Annotated in this window: 25 protein-coding genes; 21 read left to right on the forward strand and 4 right to left on the reverse strand. The window is 40.7% G+C overall.

What is annotated here, in order from left to right:
• The first annotated feature begins 90 nt into the window (after positions 1–90).
• The 8 genes from MKY76_RS08915 (at position 91) to MKY76_RS08950 (ending at position 8,471) form a co-directional block, all read left to right on the forward strand.
• Positions 91–1,914 (forward strand): peptide ABC transporter substrate-binding protein, encoded by a 1,824-nt coding sequence (locus MKY76_RS08915; RefSeq protein ID WP_115673943.1) that lies wholly within the window; start codon positions 91–93, stop codon positions 1,912–1,914.
• Between the two features lie 84 nt (positions 1,915–1,998).
• Positions 1,999–2,943 (forward strand): ABC transporter permease, encoded by a 945-nt coding sequence (locus tag MKY76_RS08920; RefSeq protein WP_342557679.1) that lies wholly within the window; start codon positions 1,999–2,001, stop codon positions 2,941–2,943.
• Complete coding sequence (locus MKY76_RS08925; protein WP_066037407.1) at positions 2,943–3,917, forward strand: ABC transporter permease; 975 nt, start codon at positions 2,943–2,945, stop codon at positions 3,915–3,917. Before MKY76_RS08920 ends, MKY76_RS08925 begins: the two co-directional genes overlap by 1 nt.
• Positions 3,910–4,983: an ABC transporter ATP-binding protein gene (locus MKY76_RS08930; protein ID WP_054550858.1), complete on the forward strand. Its 1,074-nt coding sequence runs from the start codon at positions 3,910–3,912 to the stop codon at positions 4,981–4,983. The genes MKY76_RS08925 and MKY76_RS08930 overlap by 8 nt, the downstream gene beginning before the upstream one ends.
• The gene (locus MKY76_RS08935) at positions 4,976–5,923 is read left to right on the forward strand and encodes an ATP-binding cassette domain-containing protein (protein WP_112117807.1); all 948 of its coding nucleotides are present in this window, start codon (positions 4,976–4,978) and stop codon (positions 5,921–5,923) included. Before MKY76_RS08930 ends, MKY76_RS08935 begins: the two co-directional genes overlap by 8 nt.
• Positions 5,920–6,852, forward strand: a complete 933-nt coding sequence (locus MKY76_RS08940) for an LD-carboxypeptidase (protein WP_342557680.1) — start codon at positions 5,920–5,922, stop codon at positions 6,850–6,852. Before MKY76_RS08935 ends, MKY76_RS08940 begins: the two co-directional genes overlap by 4 nt.
• A 7-nt stretch (positions 6,853–6,859) precedes the next feature.
• Positions 6,860–7,672 (forward strand): serine hydrolase, encoded by an 813-nt coding sequence (locus MKY76_RS08945; protein ID WP_048390242.1) that lies wholly within the window; start codon positions 6,860–6,862, stop codon positions 7,670–7,672.
• Entirely contained in the window at positions 7,641–8,471 is an 831-nt protein-coding gene (locus MKY76_RS08950; RefSeq protein WP_342557681.1) for an SH3 domain-containing C40 family peptidase, read from the forward strand. Before MKY76_RS08945 ends, MKY76_RS08950 begins: the two co-directional genes overlap by 32 nt.
• Here MKY76_RS08950 and MKY76_RS08955 read toward each other — a convergent pair.
• Both MKY76_RS08955 and MKY76_RS08960 read right to left on the reverse strand, forming a co-directional pair.
• Entirely contained in the window at positions 8,468–8,884 is a 417-nt protein-coding gene (locus MKY76_RS08955) for a hypothetical protein (protein ID WP_103117827.1), read from the reverse strand. The two genes, MKY76_RS08950 and MKY76_RS08955, sit on opposite strands and share 4 nt — an antisense overlap.
• A gap of 106 nt (positions 8,885–8,990) precedes the next feature.
• On the reverse strand, positions 8,991–9,749 hold the full coding sequence (locus MKY76_RS08960) for a glucosaminidase domain-containing protein (RefSeq protein WP_048390248.1): 759 nt from the start codon (positions 9,747–9,749) through the stop codon (positions 8,991–8,993).
• A 428-nt stretch (positions 9,750–10,177) separates the two neighbouring features.
• Here MKY76_RS08960 and MKY76_RS08965 point away from each other — a divergent pair, with 428 nt between their 5' ends.
• From MKY76_RS08965 to MKY76_RS09015, 11 genes are all read left to right on the forward strand, one after another.
• Positions 10,178–11,236 (forward strand): MoxR family ATPase, encoded by a 1,059-nt coding sequence (locus tag MKY76_RS08965; RefSeq protein ID WP_048390252.1) that lies wholly within the window; start codon positions 10,178–10,180, stop codon positions 11,234–11,236.
• A 3-nt stretch (positions 11,237–11,239) separates the two neighbouring features.
• The gene (locus MKY76_RS08970) at positions 11,240–13,036 is read left to right on the forward strand and encodes a VWA-like domain-containing protein (RefSeq protein ID WP_342557682.1); all 1,797 of its coding nucleotides are present in this window, start codon (positions 11,240–11,242) and stop codon (positions 13,034–13,036) included.
• A gap of 92 nt (positions 13,037–13,128) precedes the next feature.
• Positions 13,129–14,085 carry an ABC transporter ATP-binding protein gene (locus MKY76_RS08975; protein WP_048390257.1) on the forward strand — a complete coding sequence of 319 codons (957 nt, stop codon included), beginning with the start codon at positions 13,129–13,131 and terminating at the stop codon, positions 14,083–14,085.
• Positions 14,075–15,595 carry an osmoprotectant update ABC transporter permease/substrate-binding subunit OpuFB gene (gene opuFB, locus MKY76_RS08980; protein WP_342557683.1) on the forward strand — a complete coding sequence of 507 codons (1,521 nt, stop codon included), beginning with the start codon at positions 14,075–14,077 and terminating at the stop codon, positions 15,593–15,595. Before MKY76_RS08975 ends, opuFB begins: the two co-directional genes overlap by 11 nt.
• A 118-nt stretch (positions 15,596–15,713) precedes the next feature.
• A complete protein-coding gene (locus tag MKY76_RS08985) occupies positions 15,714–16,352 on the forward strand; it encodes a DUF2975 domain-containing protein (protein ID WP_257961310.1) in 639 nt (212 codons plus the stop codon).
• An 11-nt stretch (positions 16,353–16,363) separates the two neighbouring features.
• Positions 16,364–16,582: a helix-turn-helix transcriptional regulator gene (locus MKY76_RS08990; RefSeq protein ID WP_004229412.1), complete on the forward strand. Its 219-nt coding sequence runs from the start codon at positions 16,364–16,366 to the stop codon at positions 16,580–16,582.
• 25 nt (positions 16,583–16,607) lie between these two features.
• Positions 16,608–16,931 carry a multidrug efflux SMR transporter gene (locus MKY76_RS08995; RefSeq protein WP_048390263.1) on the forward strand — a complete coding sequence of 108 codons (324 nt, stop codon included), beginning with the start codon at positions 16,608–16,610 and terminating at the stop codon, positions 16,929–16,931.
• A gap of 13 nt (positions 16,932–16,944) precedes the next feature.
• Complete coding sequence (locus tag MKY76_RS09000; protein WP_048390266.1) at positions 16,945–17,307, forward strand: multidrug efflux SMR transporter; 363 nt, start codon at positions 16,945–16,947, stop codon at positions 17,305–17,307.
• A 422-nt stretch (positions 17,308–17,729) separates the two neighbouring features.
• Positions 17,730–18,380, forward strand: a complete 651-nt coding sequence (locus MKY76_RS09005; RefSeq protein WP_269898707.1) for an HAD family hydrolase — start codon at positions 17,730–17,732, stop codon at positions 18,378–18,380.
• 149 nt (positions 18,381–18,529) lie between these two features.
• Positions 18,530–18,961, forward strand: coding sequence for a hypothetical protein (locus MKY76_RS09010; RefSeq protein WP_036081468.1), 432 nt, complete (start codon positions 18,530–18,532; stop codon positions 18,959–18,961).
• Positions 18,962–19,040: 79 nt separating this feature from the next.
• On the forward strand, positions 19,041–21,233 hold the full coding sequence (locus tag MKY76_RS09015) for a YheC/YheD family protein (protein ID WP_103117834.1): 2,193 nt from the start codon (positions 19,041–19,043) through the stop codon (positions 21,231–21,233).
• Between the two features lie 76 nt (positions 21,234–21,309).
• Here MKY76_RS09015 and MKY76_RS09020 read toward each other — a convergent pair whose 3' ends face one another.
• Positions 21,310–22,521, reverse strand: coding sequence for an ATP-grasp domain-containing protein (locus tag MKY76_RS09020; protein WP_257961307.1), 1,212 nt, complete (start codon positions 22,519–22,521; stop codon positions 21,310–21,312).
• 140 nt (positions 22,522–22,661) lie between these two features.
• Here MKY76_RS09020 and murF (MKY76_RS09025) point away from each other — a divergent pair, with 140 nt between their 5' ends.
• Complete coding sequence (gene murF, locus MKY76_RS09025; protein WP_342557684.1) at positions 22,662–24,056, forward strand: UDP-N-acetylmuramoyl-tripeptide--D-alanyl-D-alanine ligase; 1,395 nt, start codon at positions 22,662–22,664, stop codon at positions 24,054–24,056.
• 142 nt (positions 24,057–24,198) lie between these two features.
• Positions 24,199–25,584 (forward strand): UDP-N-acetylmuramoyl-tripeptide--D-alanyl-D-alanine ligase, encoded by a 1,386-nt coding sequence (gene murF, locus MKY76_RS09030; protein WP_048390276.1) that lies wholly within the window; start codon positions 24,199–24,201, stop codon positions 25,582–25,584.
• A 345-nt stretch (positions 25,585–25,929) separates the two neighbouring features.
• Here murF (MKY76_RS09030) and MKY76_RS09035 read toward each other — a convergent pair whose 3' ends face one another.
• The gene (locus MKY76_RS09035) at positions 25,930–26,871 is read right to left on the reverse strand and encodes an NlpC/P60 family protein (protein ID WP_342557685.1); all 942 of its coding nucleotides are present in this window, start codon (positions 26,869–26,871) and stop codon (positions 25,930–25,932) included.
• Positions 26,872–26,960 lie beyond the last annotated feature (89 nt).

Consider the following 26,960-nt stretch of genomic DNA (forward strand, 5'->3'; position numbering starts at 1 on the left):
ACCTAGCTTATGTTTGAATGATCCTATTGAAGATGCAATCCATCCTACCAATAGGATTTTCATTATAAAAAGATGACTAGGGGGATGCTTGTGAGAAAATATTGGTTGCTGTTCGTATGTCTGGTCGTATTATTTTGTGTAGCCTGTAATGACAAATCAGCGAGTGAAAAAGCATCGGAATATCGAGTGGTGTATTCAGGGGAAATTAAAACGTTAAATTATTTAAAGACGTCAGAAACAAATGAATTTGCGGTAGCTGCGAATATGGTGGATGGGCTCATTGAATATGACAACTATGGGGTGGTCCAGCCAGGATTAGCGAAAGAGTGGTCTGCGAATGAGGATGCTACGGTGTGGACATTCAAATTGCGTGATGACGCAAAATGGGTGACACATGAGGGCAAGGAATATGCAGATGTTGTGGCACAAGACTTTGTGGATGGCTTACACTATGTGCTTGATGCTAAAAATGAATCGTCGACAGCTTGGATTGCGACGGTGGTGAAAAATGGGGAAGCCTTCTATAATGGCGAGATGAACGATTTCAAGGAAGTAGGCATAAAGGCGCTAGATGAACATACAGTAGAATATACTTTAGAGGCGCCGACACCCTATTTTCTTTCTATGTTGAATTATGTTTGTTTCTTCCCTGTGAATGGCAAGTTCATTGCGGAAAAGGGAGAGGATTTTGGCACAACACGTGAAAACTTCCTCTATAACGGTGCCTATATTTTAGATAAATTTGAGCCACAAAATGAACGCGTTCTTGTGAAAAATGAAACGTACTGGGATAAAGACAAGGTACTGATTGACCGTATTCGCTATAAATACAATAAAGAAGCGGCAACTGTGGCGCCTGAGCTCTTTTTACGTGGCGAAATCGATTCGGCTAGTATCCCGACCTCCATCATTGATGAATGGTTTAAAGATGAAAAGAAAAAATCTCAGGTTCGTCAAACACAAAATAACTTCTATACCTACTTTTATGCACTCAACTTCAACCCACAATTTGACGCACAATACGAGCCTGATAACTGGAAAATCGCCGTCAATAATAAAGATTTCCGCAAATCCTTATTCCATGCGCTTGACCGTGTCTCCGCGATGCTAACGGTTGAGCCATATAATCCAGCAGATTTGCTGAGCAATACCATTACACCGAAAAACTTTGTTGATGTGGAAGGAGTGGATTATACACAACTAGCACCCCTTACATCCATTTCCAATGAGGATTCCTTCAATAAAGAGCTGGCCCTAGAGTATAAAGAAAAGGCAAAAACAGCGTTAGCAGGTAAGGCCACATTCCCTGTAAAGGTTTTAATGCCTTATAACGCTGGTATGCCAGATTGGGCTAATCGCTCTCAAGTAGTCGAGCAGCAAATGGAAAAACTACTAGGGACAGATTATGTCGACATTATTGTAGAGGCTGGTCCATCGACAGGCTTCTTATCAGAGGTACGTCGTCCAGGTAAATTTGCACTCTTAGAGGCGAACTGGGGTCCTGATTTTGCAGATCCATCTACGTATACAGATCCTTTCACAGTAGATGGTACTTACAATAAACCAGAATTAGCAGAGGGCTATAAAGAGGCGAATGGTAAAACAACTTATCAAAATCTTGTGGATCAAGCGAAAGAAACAATTGACACAGCCAAACGCTATGAGCTATTTGCGAAGGCAGAAGCGTTTTTAATTGAGGAAGCCTTTGTTATTCCATATTCAGTTGGTGGTAGTGGCTATATGGCATCTAAATTAAATCCATTCGAGGCGCAATATTCGCCATTTGGTGTAACGGCAGAGAAATTTAAAGGCCAGCAAGTGCTAGAAAAGCCAATGAGTAATGAAGAATTTAAAAAAGCGCTTGCTGAGTGGGAGGAAGAACGTGCGGAAGCACTAGCCAATGCTGAAAAGTAGTAGAATTTCGTAGATGAAAAGGAGATACCGAAAAGAATAGTCGGCATCTCCTTTCGTCTTTTTGACAAAGGAGGATGGCGCGCGATGTTGCGGTATATAGGAAAACGACTCTTACAATCCGTTTTAACCCTTTTTATTATCATCACCATTGTCTTTTCATTATTACGGCTAATGCCAGAGGAAGGCTATTTAGGAGCAGCAGCTGATAAAATGTCACCTGCTCAGCAGGAAGTTTACTTAACAAGTCTCGGCTTGCGAGACCCAATCCTTGTCCAACTGGGGAATTTTTACAAGAATTTACTTCAGGGGGATTTGGGTAAATCAGTGACTTATCGTACCGATGTCCCAGTAGTGACGATTATTGCAGATAAAATCACGTATTCTCTGCTCTTTGGTTTAGGAGCAGTCGCTTTATCACTCCTGATTGGTGTGCCGTTAGGAATAATGATGGCCTATCGTAAGGGACGTTGGCTGGATCGACTTGGGACAGGCTATATCGTATTTGTTGTTGCAGTCCCTGCGGCCGTTTATTACTTAGTTATTCAAATGTATATTACAGAACTCTTTCAATTACCGATGCTGTTTGATGAATACAGGCCGATTACTTGGATTCTTCCACTTACGTCAATGGCATTGGCGCCAACTGCCTCCTACGCGATGTGGATGCGACGCTATATGGTGGATGAACTGAACAAGGACTATATTAAGCTGGCTAGGGCAAAGGGCGTAAAGGAGCGGACACTGATGTTCAAACATGTATTACGTAATGCCTTTATTCCCATGGCACAATATTTACCTGCAACGATTCTGTTTACGATTACAGGCTCGATTTATATAGAGTCGTTGTATTCCATTCCAGGGATGGGGGGCTTACTTGTGGATGCTATTCAGCGACAGGATAATACAATTGTGCAAGGCCTAGTGTTAGTGTTCTCTTCCCTTGGTATCATTGGCCTTATTTTAGGGGATATTGCCATGGCACTTGTCGACCCTCGTATTAAATTAGGCAAGGGAGGGGGTGTACGTTAATGGGGATGTATACAGATGAAATCAATAATATTTCAAATAAATCACGTGAAACCCTATTTGAATTTGCCGAAGTGGACGCAAAACAGGCGGAGGAAACGGGCTATTCAAATTATTCTTATTGGCGATCTACATGGCAATCCTTTTTGAAAAATCGACTAGCCGTTTTTTTATTAGTTGGGGTGATCATCATTGTTGGCTTTACGATTCTACAGCCCTATTTACCTGCGCAAAAATCACCAACTGAAATTTACTTGGATGAACAAACAGGGATGCAGGCACGTAATATTGCACCTAGTGCAGAATTTTGGTTTGGCACGAATTCAATCGGTCAGGATTTATGGTCTCGAATTTGGGCGGGGACGAGAACCTCACTCTTTATTGGCTGTGTTGTCGCCTTAGTGGAGGCAGTGGTGGGCATTACAATTGGCACGCTATGGGGCTTTTCACGGAAATTAGAAGCGCCCATAACACAGCTTTATAATGTTGTCGATAATATCCCCACAACCATTGTGCTCATTTTAATGTCCTATATCTTACGGCCAAGTATTTCAACCATTATTATTGCCATGTGTATTACGGGGTGGGTGGAAATGGCGAGGTTTATCCGCAATCAAATTGTTATTTTGCGTGACCGCGAATACAATCTAGCCTCGAAGTGCTTAGGCACACCTGATTATCGTATTATCCTAAAAAATCTATTACCTTATTTAATTTCTGTCATTATGCTACGCATGAGCTTAGCGATACCCTTTGCAATTGGGGCCGAAGTCTTTTTGACGTATATTGGCTTAGGGCTTCCGATCAGTGAGCCATCCTTAGGAAATTTAATTAATGAAGGACGTGTCCTTATGATGTCACCAGATCTACGGTATCAGCTTATTTTCCCGAGTATTGTGCTAAGCGTTATTACGATCGCATTTTATATTATTGGTAATTCCTTTGCAGATGCAGCAGATCCAAAAAACCATGTATAAGGAGGGGAAGCGAGTGACATTGAAAAAATCAAGCATATTAGGCATCCAAAATTTAGTGATTCAGTTTACGCTACGTGGTCGAATTTTAACAGCGATTCGCGGTATTTCACTCGACCTTTACAAGGGAGAGAGCTTAGCCATTGTGGGTGAATCAGGTTCGGGTAAATCCGTGCTGATGAAATCCATTATGGGCTTGCTCGATAAAAATGGTCGTATTAAGCAGGGGCAAATTATCTACAATGCACAGGATTTAGGAAAGTTCACAACAGAGCAAGAATGGCTAGGGATTCGTGGTAAGGAAATAGCGATGGTGACACAGGATCCGATGACATCGTTAAACCCGCTCAAAACCATTGGAAAGCAAATTGAAGAATGTGTGGTTATGCATCAAGGCTTAAGAGGTAAGGAAGCCTATGCAGAAACACTAAAACTGTTAACAGATGTCGGCATTACCGATGTGCAAAAGCGCTATAAGCAATACCCGCATGAATTTTCAGGAGGGATGCGCCAACGCATCGTTATTGCGATTGCCATTGCGTGTAAGCCGAATATTTTAATATGTGATGAGCCCACGACAGCTTTGGATGTAACCATTCAGGCACAAATTTTACAGCTCTTGAAAAGTCTTCAGCAAAAATACGGCTTAACAATCGTCTATATTACACACGATTTAGGCGTAGTCGCAAAAGTGGCTGACCGTATTGCCGTGATGTACGCGGGCGATGTCATCGAAGTTGGGGAAACACATGAAATTTTCTTTCATAGTAAGCATCCTTATACGTGGGCGCTTATTTCCTCCTTACCACAGCTTGGCTCAAAAGGGGAACAATTGTATTCCATCAAGGGCACACCTCCGAATCTTTTTCAGGAAATAAAGGGAGATGCCTTTGCCCCACGCAATCCATATGCATTGAAAATTGACTTTATCGAGCGGCCACCTTTTTTTCAGGTCAGTGATACCCACTATGCTCGTACATGGTTATTAGACCCACTTGCACCAAAGGTAGAGCCTCCAGCAGCCTTACAAGCATTTTTTGCAGAGGGGAGGCAGTATGCGAATGACTGATAAAGAGGTGCTTGTAGAAGTAAAAAATTTATCTGTTGTTTTTGGCAAAGGGAAAAATAAGTTTACAGCCATTGATGATGTCAGCTTTCAAATTTTTAAAGGCGAAACATTTGGCATTGTAGGTGAGTCAGGCTCAGGGAAGACAACGATTGGTCGAGCGATTATGCGCATCAATGAGGTCACAGAGGGACAAATTTTGTACCATGGCAAAAGTATTCAGGGGAAAATCCCTAAAGATTGGGATAGAGAAATTACGCAAAAAATCCAAATGATATTCCAGGACCCTATGGCATCTCTAAATGAACGAGCAAAAGTAGATTATATTGTCTCAGAGGGCTTATACCCTTCGAAAAAATATAAAGATGAGGCAGATCGACAACAAAAGGTGCGCGATGCGTTATTGAACGTTGGGCTACTTCCAGAGTTCTCAAGCCGCTTTCCGCATGAGTTTTCAGGAGGTCAACGCCAACGTATTGGCATTGCTCGTGCGTTAGTGATGGAGCCAGAGTTTATCATTGCAGATGAGCCAATATCCGCCTTAGACGTATCCATTCGAGCGCAAGTATTAAATTTATTAGCAAGCCTTCAACAGCGAAATCATTTAACGTATTTATTTATTGCCCATGATTTATCGATTGTCCGTTTTATTACGGATCGTACGGCGGTCATTTATAAGGGGAAGATTGTGGAGCTAGCGGAAACAGAAAAGCTTTTTGCTCATCCGCTGCATCCATATACAAGGGCTTTGTTATCAGCAGTACCAGAGCCGAATCCCTATAAAGAGCGGGAGAAAGTTGTAGAAGTGTATGATCCGTCACAGCATCGCTATGAGGAAAATCCCCCCTCATTTGTTGAAATAGAGGAAGGTCATTTTATTTTAGCCAATGAAGAGGAACTGGCCCATTATCGTACTTCACTGAAAAGGGAGGAAAAGATATGATTTGTCCAAAGGCATTGAAAAAGGGTGACACAATTGGTCTTATTAGTGCTTCTGGAGCAACGCCACCCGAAAAGCTGCAACCTGCTATTGCTAGTATCGAAAAGCTAGGGCTCAATGTGGTCGTTGGGGAGACCTGTCACGCAAGACATGGCTATTTAGCAGGCACAGATGAATTACGGGTAGCAGATGTTCATCGTATGTTTGATGATCCAATGATTGATGGTATTTTTTGTATACGTGGGGGCTATGGTGCGACGAAAATTTTAGCCCAATTAGACTTTGACTTGATAAGTGCCAATCCCAAAGTATTTGCTGGCTATAGTGATGTGACCGCTCTACATATAGCTTTTAATCAGCTATGTGGCTTTGCAACCTATCATACGCCGATGCCATCCACAGAATTTATTAGACAGGAGATGGATGACTATACTTGGCAGTCGTTCATTCAGCTGATTATGGAGAATGAAAGAAAGGCGTATTACTTAAAAAATCCCTCTCACCAGCCCATGTCTACACTGGTTCCTGGGAGCGCTTCAGGTCAACTCATCGGTGGCAATTTAACATTAGTGACAGCTTCACTTGGCACACCCTATGAAATTGATACACGAGGTAAAATTCTGTTTTTAGAAGATATCGATGAAACGGAGCAACGGGTGGATCGTATGCTGACACAATTAAAACTGGCAGGAAAGCTAGATGACGTGGCAGGCATTTTATTGGGCGCTTGGACAAATTGCGAACCTGAAAATCCCGAAAAGCCAGCTCATAGCTTATCATTACAAACTATTTTTCAAGAAATTCTAGTGCCTTTAGGGAAGCCTATGATTGCAGATTTGGCATGTGGTCATTGTTTACCAACGATGTCGCTTCCTTTAGGAAGAAGCGTCAAGATGGATGCGGACAATCAGCGTATCCATGTAGTTGGATAGGTGGTCTATGGAGCAGAGAATTACTACACTTATTCAAGAATCGCCCTACAACGTACATTTGTTTATTAAAAATCTAACAACGAATCAGTTGCTCATCAGTCATCAGCTAGAGACTTCATTTTCAAGTGCAAGTTTAATCAAAGTGCCGATTCTGTTAGCCTTGCTCTCATATATAGAGAAAAACAAATTATCACTTAATTCTACGCTCACGATTTCACCAACTGACTGGGTGGATTTTAGTGTGATTAGTGAACAAAGACTTACACAAAGCACTTTCTATGATCTGCTATTGTGGATGATTATTACTAGCGATAATACAGCTACGAACGTCTTAATCGATGTAGTTGGCATGGAATATTTGAATGTCTATTTTCAGCATATCGGTTTACAGGACACACTGCTACAGCGAAAAATGATGGATGTGGAGCGGCTAGCAAAGGGCATAGATAATCGCACATCAGCAAGGGATATGGCACATCTTTATACGCAAATCTATCAGCAAGAGCTTTTATCGCCTCCCTACAATAAACTAGTCATTGATATTTTAAGCCGTCAGCGTATACATGACTCCCTAAAGCGCTATCTAGTAGAGGATGTGAGGCTGGCACATAAAACAGGCGGACTGGATACAGTCGATCATGATGTGGGGATATTTTACACGAATGCAGTCGATTATAGTATGGGTGTTTTTATAACAAATGTAACGGACAATGATCAGGCACGCCAACTCATTGGTCGTCTATCAAAAGTTGTCTATGACCAGCTGGTGAAGCGGAAGGGGGAGAAGGATGAAGGCTATCGTTACAGCCATGATTGCTAGCTTGCATGCCATGCCAGATAAAGCTTCTGAACTAGTCGATGAAGTGCTTTATGGGATGACCGTAGAGATCATCAGGGATGTCAATGAAGATTGGGTTTCTATTCAAACGGCCTATCGTTACGAGGGTTATTGTCAGAAGGCAGACTTACTGCAAGAGGAAGCACTTGCATTTACATGGCAACAAGATGCACAGTATGTAGTGTGTCAAAGCTTTGCAGATGTTTTGCAGCAGCCACGTATTCAAAGTACAAAGCTGCTAACGCTTGTTAGAGGCTCTTCCATTCGTGTCATGTCAGACGATGCAGTACCTGAAGAATGGTCAGCCGTACAGCTAGTGGCAGGGCAAATAGGGTACGTTCGAACAAAATGGCTACAGCCTAAAATAACAGTACAGTCATTATCAGAGCAGCAGTTCCGAGAAAATGTGGTGGACACAGCGCTCAGCTACTTAACGGCCCCTTATCGCTGGGGTGGCAAATCGCCACTAGGTATTGATTGCTCTGGTTTATGTTCAATGGCTTATATGTTAAACGGTGTCTATATTTATCGTGATGCCCGAATAGTAGAGGGCTTCCCTATCGTTAACATAGAGCAAGCCCGAATGCAGAAGGGTGATTTAATCTATTTTCCAGGTCATATTGCTCTATACATGGGTGATGATTTGTATGTCCATTCATCGTTAGGTGGTAATGAAGTAACGATTAATAGTCTAGATGCCAAACATCCCCTCTATCGACAGGATTTAGCCACGACCATACTAACAGTAGGTACTTTATATAACTCACAGAAGACTAGTTAAGCTTTTTTAAAGGTCAGTCCCATCTTGAGGATGATAAACGTACTGAGATGGATCAGTGCTAACACGATAAACTGCCAGAGCCCAATTAAAAATGTACTCATGCATAAATCAAACACTGCTTCACCTGGGGGCATATCTGGATAGGGCTCTAGTTGCCCATAATGCCACACAAAATAACAGGCGATAGAGGTGCCTTGTCCCACATAGACAAAGGTCCAATGGATAGAAGCTGCTACTCTTTGCCGACTACAACATAGTAAGAGGTTCGATAAAATAATAAGAGCAGGGAAAATAATAAGATAAAAGGAACCCTCTGCTATTTTTGTTGTGAAATATAGGTTGTAGCTAAGCTGAATCAATGGCAATAGCATAAGGTTAACGGCGAGAAGACTGAGCAATTGTGTACGCTTCACTGTGTTCCTATCCTTTCCGTATTTTTACACTAAGACGTTTAGACAAACGAATTAGTTTCATGAGAAAAAACGTCCATACTCTTTGATGAGTCATGGACGTTTTATGTTAATAATGATAAATATTTAGTTGCTGGCCTGCTTCAAGACGTTCTGTTCGAAGCTGATTCCACTGCTTAAGTGATGTCACTTTCACATTATAGGCTTCGGCAATCTTCATAAGTGAATCTCCATCAGCCACCGTGATGGTTTTCTTATCTTTTACAGGGCTATCATATTGCTGAAGGTCATATTTTGCGATCAATGTATTTAATTTTTCATTGTAAGCCGAATCAGTTGCATAGGAGCCTGTTAAAAACTTGGTCGCATCTGTATAGGTAGTTGTGTTGCTTTTGAAAACGCCTGCGTAAAAATCTTTATTCCATGATACGCCATTACGCATTAATTTTACATAATCCTGCATGGATGCTTCATAGGAAGGGTATTTGCGGAAGTCAGCCATGATGGTAGAAAGGTTGCCTGACCCATCATCCTCTGTGGTTTCGAGTGTGACGGAATTATTTTGGTAGCTGCCTTTCATTCCAAAAAGATTATAATTAGGGGCAGAGCCAAGTCCACTTTGCCCATGCTCACTTTCTAGAATCGCCTGAGCAATCATCACGGATGCATATAAGTCATTGTCAGCACCAAGATCTCGTGCGGTCTCTGCAATCTCACCGATAAACTCTTCCACACTTGGACGATCATCAATAACCACAGACTCTTCTCTTTCAGTCGTATTAAATAATTGTGTCACCATATAAAACGAAATACAAATAACAACAACGGCAATCATAAGTCCTTTAAAAAAGTTTAGCACGTATTTCATTGTAGCTGGATGTTGGTCGTGACCACATCTCCCTCCCTTCTATTAAAAGTTTAGCTATCTCTCATTATTACAGAGAGTGAAAGAGATGTATAGTTGAATAGACTTCATCATTAATAGAACGTCTCTTGTCTTAAGTTAGTTCCTAAATCTATCTTAAAATTCTGAGACATAAATTGAATCTCTCAAAATCCCCTTTTTCACTAAAATCCTTGTAAAACTTTGCCCCCCAAGAGTCTGCTGGAAATGTTGTGAAATTGCCATAAGCTGAAAGCCATTATGCATAGGTCACAACCTCTCTACTACAATTTTTATTATTTTCTCACAGCTAGTAATTGGCAGTCAATTTCATAGAATGGTAGAGACAAGAATAATTTCATAGAAAATGGTATTATTAACCTTTAAAACAATTAGTTGAAAGGGCGTTTTGATTGAATACAATTTTTAATGTGACACAAAAACAGCTATATGATTTTCTACTGAATGTAGCGACAATAAGACCAGTCTTTATATGGGGAGCACCTGGCATTGGGAAATCAGCGATTGTTGAAAATTTTGCTAGTGAATTAGGGCTACATTGTGTGTCGTTATTGGGCAGTCAGCTAGCACCTGAGGATATTATCGGTGTTCCGCAGATTAAGGATGGCTACAGTGTTTTTTGTCCACCTAAAATGATTGCACGCGATGAACCTTATTGCCTTTTTTTAGATGAATTAAATGCTTGCTCACAGGAAGTACAAAAAGCGTTTTATAGTCTTATTCATGAACGCAGAATTGGAGAGTTTACATTGCCAGAGGGTACGATTGTTATTGGTGCAGGCAATCGGGCTCAGGATAACGCGATTGTTAAGCCGATGTCCTCCGCATTAATCAATCGGATGGTTCATGTTCAGCTTAGGGCATCGCATAAAGATTGGCTTGAATGGGCCTATGCACATGAAATACATCCATATGTGATTGAGTATATTCAAATGCGTCCCGATCATTTATGGAACGAACCACCGAAAACAGAAGAACCCTTCTCCACGCCTCGTTCATGGCATATGTTAAGTGATTGTTTGTATGCATATGGCAATAGCTTACAAGAACAAACAATTGATCTATTAGCAAGTAGCTGCCTATCCGCGCATACTGCCAGTCAATTTAAAGCCTTTATCAAGCAAGTGCAAAGTAAATATGATCTCGCTAAAATTATTCAAGGAGAATTACGTTGGCCCGATCAACCTGATGAAAGAGATTTGCTTTATTTCATGGCACAATCCTTCCGGGCTCAGTTACTGAAGGAGCTTCCGAACGAGCATACCACATTGAAGGGCAATCAACGGCAATTAGCCTTTCGTGCCAAAGACTTGATCAAGGACCTATCATCCATCAGCTTAGAAATTGCACAGATGGTTGTGTCAGAGCAAAAGGGTGAAGCCTTACCTGCCTGGTTTATGTTGGAGGTTATCCGAGATTTACCGCGTTTAGTAGCCAAAAAGGAAGGGTAGCTTATGGCCAAAAAGAGGAAAGCATCACAGCAGGAGCATAAAAATGAGAAAGCCATCGCACGTGGGCATGACATTGTCTGTACACATCCCCTGTTCGAGGCGTTGTGTCATGCTGTTTACATGCAATACGAAAGCATGCCCCAAAAGGATTGGGCTTACATTACAAGCGCAGGTGTTATTTATGTGAATCAGGATAAAAAAGGTCAGCCAAATGAATGGGCTTATGTGATAGCGCATTGCTTGCTACACCTAGGCTTACATCATCATCAACCAAAAGAGCAGCAGGAGCTGTGGAATATTGCCTGTGACTGCTATATAACAAAATTTTTAGCCGAGCTAAAATTTGGTCAAGCACCAAAGGAAATGAGTAATCCTCTTTTTGAGGCCATTAGCTCTGAGGAAAAATTATATGAAAGATTTTTACGCGAAGGTGTGCCAGATGATTTGAAAGGTTATAGTACAATGCCAGGTCAAGTGGACTTTGTTATATCACAAAATCAAACAGGCTATCTTTATCGAGGAAATAGTAATTTCGCTGCATTATTTGCACAAGGTTTATCGAAAGCCGTGCAAAGTGCCATACGAGTAGCGGGAGGGGTAGAAAATACATTGGGAGGCACAACGAGGGTAACACAAGCACAGCGCGCAAAGGCTTGGTTTATGAGCTCCTATCCCTTATTTGGTGCTTTGGCAGCAGATTTTACGATCATTGAAGACCCACTTATTTGCACAAGAATGGATATTTCGGTCGCAGCCATTGCAGTCGAAACAAAGGAGATTTATTTGAATACAGCAGTGGGAATGACCGATGAGGAAATGCGGTTTCTCATGGCACACGAATTGCTTCATGCAGGTTTAAGCCATGCGACCCGCAGACAAGGACGTGATCCCTACTTATGGAATGTTGCTTGTGATTATGTTATCAATGGCTGGCTCATCGATATGCAAATCGGCGAGATGCCAGCATTTGGCGGGCTATATGATCCAGCATTAAAGGGACTTTCAGCCGAATCTATTTATGATCGTATAGTTACAGATATTAGGATGTATCGCAAATTAAGAACCTTTCGAGGGCAGGGCATCGGAGATATGATCGAAACGAATCCACCAGATTTTTGGGAAGGCAAGGTTGGCGTGGATTTAGATGCTTTTTATAGAAGGGCATTGAGTCAAGGGTTAAGCTATCATATGACCCAAGAGAGAGGATATTTGCCACAAGGGCTCATTGAGGAAATTCGTAGCCTAGCACAGCCTCCTATTGCCTGGGATGTGGCATTAGCCAAATGGTTTGATCGGATGTTTCAACCGATAGAGAAAGTGAGAACGTATACCCGCCCCAGTAGAAGGCAAGCATCGACACCTGATATAGCTAGACCAAGATGGATTCATCAAAGCGGTGAGGAAGATGGACGTACTTTCGCAGTCCTTATTGATACATCAGGCTCCATGGACCGTCTCTTACTAGGAAAAGCACTCGGTACAATAGCGAGCTATAGCATCGCTAGAGATGTCCCCTTTGTTCGCGTTATATTTTGTGATGCTGTTGCCTATGACGCGGGCTATCTAGCCCCTGAAGAACTATTAACGAAAGTGAAGGTAAGAGGTAGAGGAGGCACAGTGTTACAGCCTGGTATACAGCTACTTGAAGCCGCACAGGATTTTCCAAAGGATGGTCCTATCCTGATTATTACAGATGGACAATGTGATCGTTTAGCCATTAAAAGACAGCATGCCTTCGTACTACCACAGGGGGCCAAGCTACCGTTTGTGCCCAAAGGCGAGGTATTTAGAATGAAATAGTTGCATCTATCTACAAATGTTTGAAATGATTTTTGTTGGTGAAATATAAAAAGTGAACGCATTTCATGAGCACATTTTAAAGGAGATGACAGATGATTACATTTGACAATGTCTCAAAACAATATGATAACAACCAAATAGCTGTCAAAGCGCTAAATGTAGAAATTAAAAAGGGTGAATTCTTTGTTATTATTGGCCCTAGTGGATGCGGCAAAACTACTTTGTTGAAGATGATTAATCGATTAATACCCTTAACAGCAGGCACCATCTGGATCAATGATAAAAGAATTAGCGATTATAATATCCATGAGCTGCGTTGGAGTATTGGCTATGTACTACAGCAAATCGCCCTATTTCCGCATATGACAATAGAGGAAAATATTGCGGTTGTACCAGAACTGAAGAAATGGAGTAAAACGAAAATCCATCAGCGTGTAGACGAACTATTAGCGTTGGTGGGGCTGGAGCCAGCGAAATATCGTCAGCGTAAGCCAAAGGAGCTGTCAGGAGGCGAACAGCAAAGGGTTGGCGTTGTTCGTGCCTTGGCAGCTGACCCAGAAATTATTTTAATGGATGAGCCCTTTAGTGCGCTAGACCCTATTAGTCGCACCAAACTACAGGATGATCTACTAGAGATGCAGCGTACCATCCAGAAAACCATTGTATTTGTATCACATGATATGCAGGAAGCACTGAAATTAGGAGATCGTCTCTGTATTATGAAAGATGGCGAAATTGTTCAGATAGGTACTCCACAGCAATTGCTACAAAACCCTGTAAATGATTTTGTCCAACAGTTTATTGGAGGTAAGCAGTCGGATCAATTGTTTACGATCCATGATGTGTTACAGCCAATCACAGTGACAAACGACTTTGGGCATACCATTCCTGTTGATGCCCCATTTCCGACGATTCTTGAAAAATTAGCCGAGCATGACTTGTTAGGTGTCGAAGAGAATGGCAAGCTCATTGGCATGGTGACAAGAGCTTCCACGCTTCGTTATTTAGCAGCGGATTCTAAGAAAAGAGGGCATGTGCATGGTGGCTAATGTGGTAGATGTATTTCAGGAACGGAAGGCACAGCTGCTGGCTGCATTACTAGAGCATATCCAAATCTCTTTTATTGCGCTATTTTTTGCTGTCCTCATCGCTATTCCCCTAGGTATCTATTTAACCAATAAAAAGAAAATAGCCGAGAGTATTATTGGAATCAGTGCTGTGCTGCAAACGATTCCTTCCTTAGCGTTGCTCGGCTTATTAATCCCTTTATTCGGTATTGGGAAAGTTCCCGCAATTATTGCGTTAGTCGTCTATGCGCTGTTGCCTATTCTACGAAACACCTACACGGGCATCAATGAGGTTGACCCATCACTGAAAGAAGCGGCATTAGCTATGGGAATGAATCGATCAAAGCGTTTAGTAAAGGTTGAGCTACCACTTGCTATGCCTGTTATGATGGCTGGTATTCGGACAGCAATGGTGCTGATTGTGGGGACAGCAACATTAGCCGCTTTAATTGGTGCAGGAGGCTTAGGAGATATTATATTACTTGGGATTGACCGAAATAACACGGCACTCATTCTTATAGGAGCCATTCCCGCTGCTATTTTAGCCCTGATTTTTGATGTGGCGCTTAAAAAATTAGAATCTCTGTCCTTTAAAAAAACAATAACGACGTTGAGTCTCATTAGTTTAGCGGCACTGGTAATGATTTTCTTCCCGCTCCTAAGCAGTAAACAGCAAGATGAAATTGTCATTGCAGGAAAGCTTGGTGCGGAGCCTGAGATTCTCATCAATATGTATAAATTATTAATTGAGCAGGAGACCGATTTAACGGTGACATTAAAGCCAGGGCTTGGTAAAACTTCATTTGTATTTAATGCATTGAAATCGGGCAGCATTGATATTTACCCTGAATTTACAGGCACCGCTATTTCGGAGTTTTTAAAGGAAGAAGCCATTAATAATAACCAAGAGGACGTCTATCTTCAGGCAAAAGAGGGGATGCAGGAGCAATTCGATATGGTCATGCTAAGCCCCATGAACTATAACAATACGTATGCACTCGCTGTGTCAGAGGAGCTGGCTGAGAGCTATCAACTGCAAAAAATCTCTGATCTTAAACCGATAGAGCAGAAGGTGAAAGCAGGCTTTACATTAGAATTTAATGACCGTGAGGATGGCTATGTTGGCATACAAAAACGGTATGGGATAGCCTTTACGACACTTGCAACGATGGAGCCAAAGCTTCGCTATCAGGCAATACAATCAGGGAATATTAATTTGCTAGATGCTTATTCAACGGATAGTGAAATTCGTCAATACAAGCTACGTGTATTGGAGGACGATCAAGCATTATTCCCACCATACCAGGGAGCGCCTTTACTAAGGAAAGAAACGCTGATTGACTATCCAGAGATTGGAGAAGCGTTAAATCAACTAGCTGATCACATTACAGATGATGAAATGCGAGAAATGAATTATCAGGTGAATGTAGAAGGAAAGCTTGCAGCAGAAGTAGCAAAAGAATATTTAGTAAAGATAGGATTATTAAAATAAACCCTCTACCTTTAGAGGGTTTATCTTTATCAATAATTTATTAATGATAAACATTAAAAAATTATTGATAGAGATAAAATGGTATGTATAATAGAGAGAAGGGAGGGAGAGGTGGATAATGGGGCAAACAATTCAAAGTAAAGAATTTCGATGGATGACAAAGGGGCTTCGTACCGCTTTTACCATCATCATGGTGATGATGATTTTTGTCTTGACGATGCTCGCGATTTTTATGGTGGGAGCAATGGTGGTATCAGAGCAACAAGTGAATCATTTATTAGCAAAGGGCAGTGTGACCGCTGCCGTTCAGTTAGAAGGATTGGAAATGAAGCTGGCAGACCATGTGACAAGGGACATTCACTATTCAAAAAAAGATGTCATGACCTTTCTATTTACTGCTACAATATACATAGCTATTTTATTAATGATTATTGTACAAGTGAGGAATATATTAAGTAACTTATCAAAAGGTATTGTATTTTCACTCGCTAATAGTAAAAAAATGGAGAGAATTGCCTACTGTGTGATTGTATTGAGCTTGACAGTGAATGCATTTCGTACATATACCGTCTATCTGATTATGCAACAATTCCAATTGGAGTCCCGATTTGTAGAGACGGGTTTGATCAAGGGGATTAGCTATCATTTTACAGGCATTCACTGGACTCTTTTACTATGTGGTGTGGTGATTTGGACCTTTGCACGTATTTTCCGATACGGTGCATTCCTTCAGGATGAATATGATGCAACAGCTTAGGAAGTGAAAACATGACCATAATTATTCGATTAGATCGTATGCTAGCGGATCGTAAAATGCAGCTGAGTGAACTTGCAGAGAGGGTAGATGTTTCGATTGTCAATCTCTCTAATTTAAAAACAGGCAAAGTAAGAGCCGTACGTTTTTCTACATTAAATGCCATTTGTAAAGCTTTGGGCTGCCAGCCAGGAGATATATTGGAGTATGTAGAGGAAGAAGATGACATCTAGAAGCAAAGCAGAAAGGATTTTTTGAATGACGGCTTTTAGTTTTTTAATGCTCGCTATTATAGCAGAGGTTTTTGCCAGTTCCTTGCTCAAGCGTACGGAGGGCTTCACACGAATTGGGCCATCAATTGGCGTAGTAGTAGGCTATGGAACGGCATTTTATTGTTTAGCCTTAACATTAAAAGTGATTCCTATTGGCACAGCCTATGCAATTTGGGCAGGTTTAGGGACAGCGTTAACCGCTATTGTGGGAGTTGTCCTCTATAAGGAACGATTTAATCGCAAGAAGGTATTAGGGATTCTATGCATTATCTTGGGTGTTGTGGTACTCAATCTTGCTGGTGGTCATTAGGAGGCTGAACAGGATGAAAGGCTATTTATTTTTAACACTATCGATTATAAGCGAGGTCTTTGCAACAACCATGCTGAAGTTCTCAGACGGCTTTACTGTCCTCGTTCCATCCTTGGCGGTAGCAATTGGCTATGGTATTTCGTTTTATAGCCTATCCCTCTGCTTAAAAACCATGCCATTAAGCTTGGCCTACGCTATCTGGTCAGGTGTCGGCACAGCTTTAACCGTTCTGGTAGGTATTGTCATTTGGCACGATATTTTTACTGTTTATTCTGCGATCGGTATTGTCCTCATTATAGGAGGCGTTATCTTGTTGAATCAGGGGGATAAAGATGAAGAAGTGGTGGATAGCCTAGCAAAAGGGTCAGATCTGTGAGGATAGGCGGATAGAAATGCGAAAGTAGCGGATAGCGGGTCTAAATTGATGGATAGGATTAGCAAATTGATGGATAGATTTGCAAAAGAGTTGGATGCTTGAGGAGATAGGCGGATAGAGATGCGAAAGTAGCGGATAGCGGGTCTAAATTGATGGATAGAATTAGCAAAGTGATGGATAGATTTGCAAAAGAGTTGGATGCTTGAGGGGATAGGTGGATAGAGATGCGAAAGTAGCGGATAGCGGATCTAAATCGACGGATAGGATTAGCAAAGTGATGGATAGCTTTGCAAAAGAGTTGGATGCTTGAGGAGATAGGCGGATAGAGATGCGAAAGTAATGGATAGGATTAGAAAATCGACGGAGAGGTCTGCCAAAACCTAGGCTTAGTTCAGCGCAAACCAATAGAATGGGGGAATTTGATGATAAAAGCTCTAATTTTTGATTTTGACGGTACAATCATTGATACGGAAACAGCATGGTATAACGTTTTTAAGGATGCCTATGCACAATATGGTGTTGAATTATCGTTAGCAACCTATGCTAAGTGCCTTGGGACCAATCTTCAAACCTTTAATCCCTATACATATCTTGTTACACATCATCACATACAACTGGATGTGGAGGCTTTTCAAACATCCATTCAGCAACGCCATGCACAATGGATGGAAACGGAAACGCTAAGACCTGGTATTTTAACATTGCTGCAGCAGGCAAAGGAAGCGGGTTTGAAGATTGGACTTGCAAGTAGCTCCAGTCGTCAATGGATTGATGTGTATGTGGATCGGCTGGGTATCCGACATTACTTTGATTGCTTTTGTAGCGCTGACACGGTGACAAATGTTAAGCCTGATCCAGAGCTTTACTTGCAGGCGCTTGAACAATTAGGAATAGAGGCTGATGAGGCCATGGCAATTGAGGATTCACCGAATGGCGCACAAGCCGCTGTAGCAGCGGGGCTTTATACAGTGGTCATTCCGAACGAGATTACCAAGCAATTACCATTCAATACTAAACACCATACCGTTACTGCATTAGAACAATATACAATACATGATCTCCTCGCAACATAAGCTTTTGCAAAAGCCTCCCCCTCATTGGTGGAGGTTTTTTTAGTTTCTTTAGGAAGAAGTCGCCATATTTTTTGTCGCAACATATGATAACGAGAGGGCAACTTACACGGATCAAATCGTATAGTCAAACTAAGGGAGGGGGCTACGAATTGAATAGTGATAAGAAAAGAAATCACTTTTTATGTGAAGCTTTAAGTGATTTAAAGGATCTTCAGGATATTATGATGAATTTTCATTCTAAATATTTTGGTCAGCTACTTATTAAAATTGTCGGGAGTGATACGATTCCATTTTTTTTAATTACACATAGTGGTGCTCATTTAAGCTTATTGGATACAGTGAAACAGTTTGAGACAGAGTTTTTCCGCATTGAGGCTGTTGATAGAGAGCGTTGCCGTGGCACAGTATCGTTGTTGCGTGCTTTTGATTATGAAGGAAACGATACAAATTCGATTGCAGATGTGGTGAGGTTAGAAAAAACAAGTACAAAGAAATCTATTGAACTCAGTGGTATATCGGCCATTCAGCTCTTAAAGCCAGACATGTTGAAGGGGAAATTTATCATAGAGCCGAAATGGTAGTACCATATTAAACTACTAAAGCTAGAGCATCTGTCTATATGCAAGGGATACAAAGTGAATGTAATAGAGAGAGAATCTAATGAAAGGAAGTTTAGCTATGACGATTATTGGTATGCTGCATCATCGACTTGATCCAACAACAGTGCTCAAGTCCTATGCCTTTGCAGCAGTTGCGAAAGCTGAAGGCGCAACATTTTTTTACTTCACACCTAAAAGTGTGGACTTTGCCAAACGTTCTATTCGAGCAAAGGTCTATGAGAATGGACAATGGCAAGAGAAAACAATGCCCTTTCCTGATGTTATCTATAATGCAGGAAGCCCTGAGAAATTATCTGTCTCGAAGGAGATTATTGACCGTTTAAAAGAGGAGATTCCATTCACAACCCATTCAATCGGGAACAAATGGAATGTGATGAAACGATTAAAGGAAGCGAAGGAATTTGAACAGTATTTGATTCCCTCTGAAATTGTAAAGGATGCCGATTTATTTCATAAGTTCGTTAATTATTATAAACGAGTTGTGTTTAAGCCAATTGATGGACGAAAAGGGAAGGGTATTTATTTTATAACGAAGGCGGGAGCCAAATATTTTGAGGTGCGAAAGGATAGCACCACGACAACCTATACAAAGCCACAATTGGATGCATTGATAAAGGAGCAACTTGCGTCTGGCACCTTTATTATGCAGCCGTATATTCAATCTGTTACAAAATCTGGTCAGGTCTATGATTTCCGCCTGCATGTTCAAAAAAATGGAGAAGGTAAATGGGTAGTGACAACGGTGTATCCACGCATTGCACCGAATGGCTCCATCATACCGAATATTAATAACGGTGGCTATACCAATTATTTAGATCCTTTTTTGGAGCAGGAGTTTAAGGATGAGGCCTATAATATTCGGCGAATGCTTGAGCATTTTTCACTGGCGCTGGCACATCATCTGGATGAAATTCAAATGGCGAAATTTGGGGAAGTTATTGATGAAATTGGCATTGATGTAGGGTTAGATCAAAATCAAAAAATTTGGATGTATGAGGTCAATTGGCGCCCAGGCTGTCCTCCTGCCTTTTACTTGGAATTAGATGTGGTCATTCATTCCATCCGTTATGCGATGTATCTTGCCAAAAATCAAAAACCGCTGAAAAAGAAAATTGTCCAACAAAAAACGAAGCAGGTGGAGGCAAAGAAAACCCTACCTATTATTGCGATTACAGGAAGTGCAGGGAAAACCACAACAAAGGCATTTGTGGGTTCGATCTTATCGAAAAAGTGGAATGTATTTGAATCAAAGGATTATTGGAATACGACGGAGCATACGAAAAAGCATAAGGAAGAAATCAATGATACACATCAGGCCGTTGTATTAGAGTATGGTATGGCTTACCCAGGCATTATTACCAATCACTGTAGCATCATCCAGCCGAATATTAGTATTGTAACGAATATAGGCTTAGCCCATGTTGGGAACTTTGATGGAGATGTAAGGGGTGTTGCCAAGGCAAAATCGGAATTGATTCATGGCATGGATCAACAGGGATTACTCATTGTCAATCAAGATGATGACAATTCAAGATACTTAGAGACACAGCAATTTAAAGGGAAAATCATCACGGTAGGCATTAAAAAAGAAGCGGATTACCGTGCATATGATTTGCAATATAAAGATGTCGGCATGTCCTTTAAAATGAAGCTGCATGGGCAAGAAATAGAATTATATATTCCTATTTTAGGAGAACATCATGTATACAACGCATTGAATGCAGTGGCAGTGGCTGATCTTTTAGGATTTAGTCCACTTGATATTCAGGCAGGGCTCAACTTTAAAAAACCACCAAGACGTTTAACGATTTATAATTGCCGTGATGATATAACGGTTATTGATGATACCGTACACTCTCATCCGCAGGGGGTTCGTGCTGCGCTCGATGTACTAAAGAATATCGCGACAAATCGCAAGGTAGCCATTATTGGACAAATGCGAGAACTTGGTGTCTTGAGGGAAGAGGAATATCGTAAGGTTGGAGAGTACGTGTATGAGATCGGCATCGATGAATTTATTACCTATGGCTTTAGGACAGATGAAATGAGTAATGCTGCCATCGCGAAGGGCATGGACCCATCCAGAGTACATCATTTTATTAATAAAGATCAATTGCATGCCCTCCTTGAAAAGCTCATTAAGCCCCATGATACCATTCTTGTGAAGGGTGCAAGTAAAACCAATATGTTTGAAACCGTGAAGTTTTTAGATCAAACGTTTAAAGAAGAATAATTGTTTACGACTTATGAAGATAAAAAAGCCCGAGTAACTGTCCACTGGCAAGCGGCAATTATTCGGGTTATTTTTTTCAAACTCTCAAAATGAATTTTATTTCCTTCGCTGCAGTGATTGCGTGATTTCTTGCTTCTTTCAAGGTTGCTCCCTCTGCTATGACATAGGCGTAACGGTGACCCATCGATAAAGGTGGGGTAAGGAGGGTGCCTCTTCTTGGTTTGACATATACTTCAACGACGCCAGTTGATCTTGTCGCTCTTGCCTTGCCAATAACCTTTTCTAAAATACCTCTACTTTCCACAATGACATATTTTGTATACACAAATTTTTTATGTCTTGGTTGCAGATTAGGCTGTTCTCCTAGCAAAATCTTCAGTGTTTCTTCTACTAAACTAAAACCTAGAGCTGCTTGTAGCATATTATTCATAGCGCCACCTGAAATTCGAGGATTGATCTCGATAAGTTTCCAACCATTTTGGGTTAATCGAAGCTCTAAGTGAAGAGCCCCATTCTCAATACCAAAGGCTTTCACGATGGAATGGAGTACCTCCTCGATGCCTGATTGGATGTCTTTAGGGGCTTTCACTAGAACACCATAGCCAGTAATGATAAATCGTTTTCCTTGCGTAATTTCTTGCTCAATTATACCAATGACATGTGGTTGTCGTTGATAAACAACCGCCTCTACTAAATATTGAGGGCCATCTAGATATTCTTCAATCATGATGGTTTCATAGGGATTTTTACTGCGTAGTGCTTTGAGGTGGTTATTGAGCTGGTCGGCATCCGTTGCTAGTAAGACATCTTTTGAGCCAGTTGATTTAGGAGATTTTACGATTAATGGAAAGGTTAAATTTTTAGCTATAGGTTCGTTCGGTTTCATGAGCAAAAATTTTGGTGAGTATGGTTGGTCTTGTAAAAACTTTCTTGTTTTTTCTTTATCCTCCATAGTTTCAATGGCACTGGAGGATGTATAGTTCTGACAAAATTCATCACATAGTATTGAAGCAATATGGACAAATGGATCAACAAAACTAACGATACTTTTAATATTTAATCCAGCTTTTCCTAGTTTCTCAATTTCATCTTTCATGCTCTCGATATCAAAAGTATCAATGAGTATCATTTTATGGATGTCGGGGTAGGCTCTGCGCTGCTGAAGTTGTTTTTCATTATTTGTGAAAAGTACTGTGAAGTAGCCTAATTTTTCTGCTGCCCTTGTTGCTTCACGACTAGACCCAGATTTGTTTGTACCGATAAATACAATGGCTTTCAGGTATATCACTCCTTCTATTGGTACTTAGATACTTAATCACCTTTATATATATGCAATGAAATAGATTTCCTCTAGTTATGTATCTTGTCTACATCCAAGCAACTTTTAAAAGGTTACATATACTAGAAAAGAAAGGAGGGAGAAAAGATATGAAGCCTCTTTCGGTGAAAAATTTAGCAATGATTACGGCAGGCTATCTAGTGCACGGGTCAGAGGATACACTGATTCAGCATGGGGCTTATCGATTAAAGCAAGTGAAAAAGTCTAATACGGCCCTTTTTACAAGTAAACGTATTGTTAATTGGAAAAATCTTGAGCCACTTTCTCCTCTAGTGCTAGTGACCGATAGAGCTTATCGGCCAACTGATATTCCCAATCATGTCATTATGATACAGGTAGCGAATGCAGAAGAGGCCTATTGGAAATTTGTCCATTTTTATCGCAGCCAGTTTCATATTCCGATTGTCGCAATCACAGGTACATCAGGCAAAACAACGACAAAAGAGATGATTAAACATATTCTTTCGGCTGATCGGAAAGTGACTGCGACGACATTGAGCAGCAATTCTAGAACGGCTTCTTTGCAATATTTACTGGGCATTGAGGATGAAACCGAGGCTGCCGTTTTTGAAACAGCAGTGGGCTCACCTGGAGACGTTACGAATGCAGGAAGATATTTCAAACCGACAATCGGTATTATTACGAATATCGGAGCCCATCATTTAAATTATTGCAAAACATTAGAAGGCTATATTCAAGCAAAGGGAGAAATGCTAGATATCATTCATCCAAAAGGTACATTAATTATCAATGCTGAAGATATGAATACGAAAAAAATAGATGTTTCGAGATTTCGTGGGCGTTTGATTAGGGTAGGAAAGCATGACTCCTGTGATTTTCGCGCAAGCCATATCCACTACTATCAAAAAGGGATGAAATTTATTCTGCATCATGATAAAAAAAGCTATGACATACTTGTACCAGGGTTTGGAGAGCATCAGGTTTATAATGCTCTTGCTGCCATTGCCGCGGTCCATGATATGGGGATCCCTATTCCAGTCGCAGCACAACAGCTTCAATCATTCCGTCAATTAAAAAAACAACTGCAACTCTTTGAGGGCATTAATCATTCCATGTTATTGGATGATACATGGAGTATTACAACCACTTCCTTAGAGGCTGCCTTAAAAGTGTTGAATGAATTAGGTGACGGAAAGAAAAAGATTGCGGTTATTGGTACGATTACCGATTTAGGTTCGTGGGGCTACATTATTCACGAACAGGCGGGTGAATTAATTCAACGTATTGGCGTGGATGTCCTGATTACCATTGGAGAACACGCAAGGATTATGGCTGATCATGCAGTAAAGCTAGGATTTAGCGCGCCTGTTTATACATTTAAAAATAGTACGCTAGTCTATCCGTTATTGCAGAAGATTGTGGATGAAAATACCATCATTCTCATAAAGGGAGATATGTATAGCAAACAGGTCTCTAAACTAGCAACGGAGCTAAAGCTAAAGCCTCCACCACCTGCTGATTAGCTTCTTTCCATATAGGATATTGACTGTGCCACATAGAAGAGCTTTCTAATAAGGTATAGTAATTGATCAAAAAGCAGCACGCTAGATCAAGAGAAGAAATAAGTCATCTACAAGATTGATAAAGAGAGGAGGCGTAGTACACTTGCAATCCATTAGTGTGCAGAAACTTAGGAATGTCCTACAGGGAAAGCTCATTCACGGATCTGAACAATGGTCTGTTAAGCAGGCGATCTACTATAATCGGCATGATTTAACAAAGAGCCATTCGCTCCTGTTTGTTAGTCGAAACGATCAAATCAATTGGCAAGAGATTGATCGGAAAGGTCCGTCTCTTATCATATCCGATAAACCGTCTACAGAGTTAAAAAATGCACTGGAGAATACAACCGTTTTACAAGTGAAAAGTGTTGCACAGGCATATTGGACATTTATCGAATATTATCGTGGGCTCTTTGAAATTCCCGTTGTGGCTTTAACAGGAACTTGTGGGAAAACAACGACAAAAGAGATGTTAAAACATATTGCTAGTAAGCATTGGCAAGTGCAAGCATCCATCAGTAGTAAAAACGAGCCAAGGCAATCATTACCTTATTTAACAGGCATTGACGATAAAACACAAGCCGCTATCTTTGAATTAGGCTTAGGGAATACGGGGAATATTAAACATCAATGTATGATCTATCAGCCAACTATTGGCATCATTACAAACATTGGTGTGCATCATCTAGATGGCTGTCTCAATTTGGAGGGCTATATTAAGGCCAAGGCAGAAATTGTGGAAGGCATTAAAGAAGATGGCACGTTAATCATCAATGCTGATGATGCCAATACTAAAAAAATCTCATTGAAAAGATTTAAAGGGAAGATTATCAAGTTTGGCTTACAGGATACGGCAGATTACAAGGCTTCGAAAGTGGAGTTTGCCAATACGGGCATGAAGTTTGTTTTAGAGGTAGCGGATGAAACATACAATGTGTTTGTCCCAGGCTATGGAGAGCATCAGGTCTATAATGCCTTAGCCGCGATTGCAGCTAGCCATGAAATGGGGCTGACCATTCGTCAGGCAATCGCAGGACTAAGAACATTTAAACAGATGGCAAGACATTTAGAATTTACGACAGGACTTGGTGACAGTACGATTATTGATGATACATGGACAAATAACCCAACATCTGTAGAGGCAGCCTTAAAAGTGCTAGATACGGTGGGAAAAGACAAAAAGGTCATTCTTGTTTTAGGGGATATAAAGCGATTAGGCAATTTTGAAGAAAAATATCATCGCGAAATCGGCTCCATGGTAGCAGTAAGAAAGATCGATACATTGATTACCATCGGCAAAAGGGCAGAGAAGATTGCCGATCAAGCGCAAAAGGATGGAACCAGCGCAGAGGTTCATACGTTTAAAGAGGTAGCAGGCGTTTTAGAATTATTGAAACCAAAGCTAGATGCGGACACGATAGTTTTAATTAAGGGACCGATGTCTAGTAGATCCATGATTGAATTTGCCAATAAACTAAAAAACGCATAGAAAAAGGGTGTCTCAAAATGAATGAGACACCCAATTCTTACTTATTTTAAAACACGCCGAGCTGTTACAAACTTTTGTGCCCATGTTATGCTTAAACTTTGTTTCACAACAGTTCGTTGTCATATTAATATATTGATTACTCCCTATAATAGATCCTCGTTTGTGTGATTTCTATTGGTAGAGATGAATAATAAATCTACTTTTTGAAACTGAGATTTTTGAATACGTTTACCAACTAAAGCTTGTGTTTGCTAATTTATTCTTCAACTCAATACCATGTTTCTTAAAGACATAGTAAGTAAAACCTGTACTTGTAAAAGTCAGTGCACTTAACAGGGCGTAGAGTTATTTAGTAGAGATAACGCGCTTCGCAGTAATATAGTGTTGAGCATAATAATCAACAAATAATACTCTTGTCATGACACCATCGGAATTAGGGATGATGATACGGTGATCGCCTGCATAAATCCCTACAAGAGAAGGTTTTTTTGAACCTTTCACACTATTAAAGAAGACTAAATCACCCTTTTTCAAATTAGCACGCGCTACAGTTGATCCTTTGCTCATTAAACCGCTTAAAGAAGTTGATCCGAGTTTAACGCCACTTTTACGGTAGATGAAATCGACAAATGCTGGAGCGGTAAAGCGTAGACTTGACTCATTTGTTGTCGAGCTAATCGATACTTTATTTTTATAAGTCAGCGCATTCTCAACAATTTTATCGCCTTTTGTTGCAGGGTTGGCTGATAGCAGAGTAGGTAATACTCTACGTGCCGATACATAGTTTTCTTTATAATACGGCTTACTATTTAAATCAGAGATAACTATATTTTGTTTGGTATCAGCCATATGGATGATTTTATTGTCGCCAATATACATACCGACATGATCGGGATCAGTTCCCGTTTTTTTACTTTTAAAGAACACTAAATCGCCTTTTTGTAATTGGTTTCTCGCTACATAAGTCCCTTGCTGAATCATATAATTTTCATTATACGTACCAAGGTCTACCCCGTTTTTCTCGAAGATGTACATTAAAAATGAAGCACAAGAAAATTTGTATGGGTATGTAGGCTTGTAAACCGAATTGCTGTATGTTGCTTGCCCCATTAAGCTTTTACCAGTCTGAATTAATTGGTCTGCTTTTGCAGCTACCGACTGTGCGTTGTTCTGAGCATTTGTTGTCGCAGCCTCTACTTGTATTGGCTGGATCGCTGTTTGCACCATTCCAAATGAACTAAATCCAATTGTTAATGCAAGTGTTGTAGATAAAAATCGTTTATTCATGTTGTGTAACCTCCTAAAGCATCTAGTAGGATTTCTCCTGTATACCTTTGCCATGGAAATAATCGTAGCATGAAAAAGTAGGGCTTCTG

This window comes from Lysinibacillus sp. FSL P4-0201 (assembly GCF_038593425.1).
Lineage (GTDB): Bacteria > Bacillota > Bacilli > Bacillales_A > Planococcaceae > Lysinibacillus > Lysinibacillus capsici.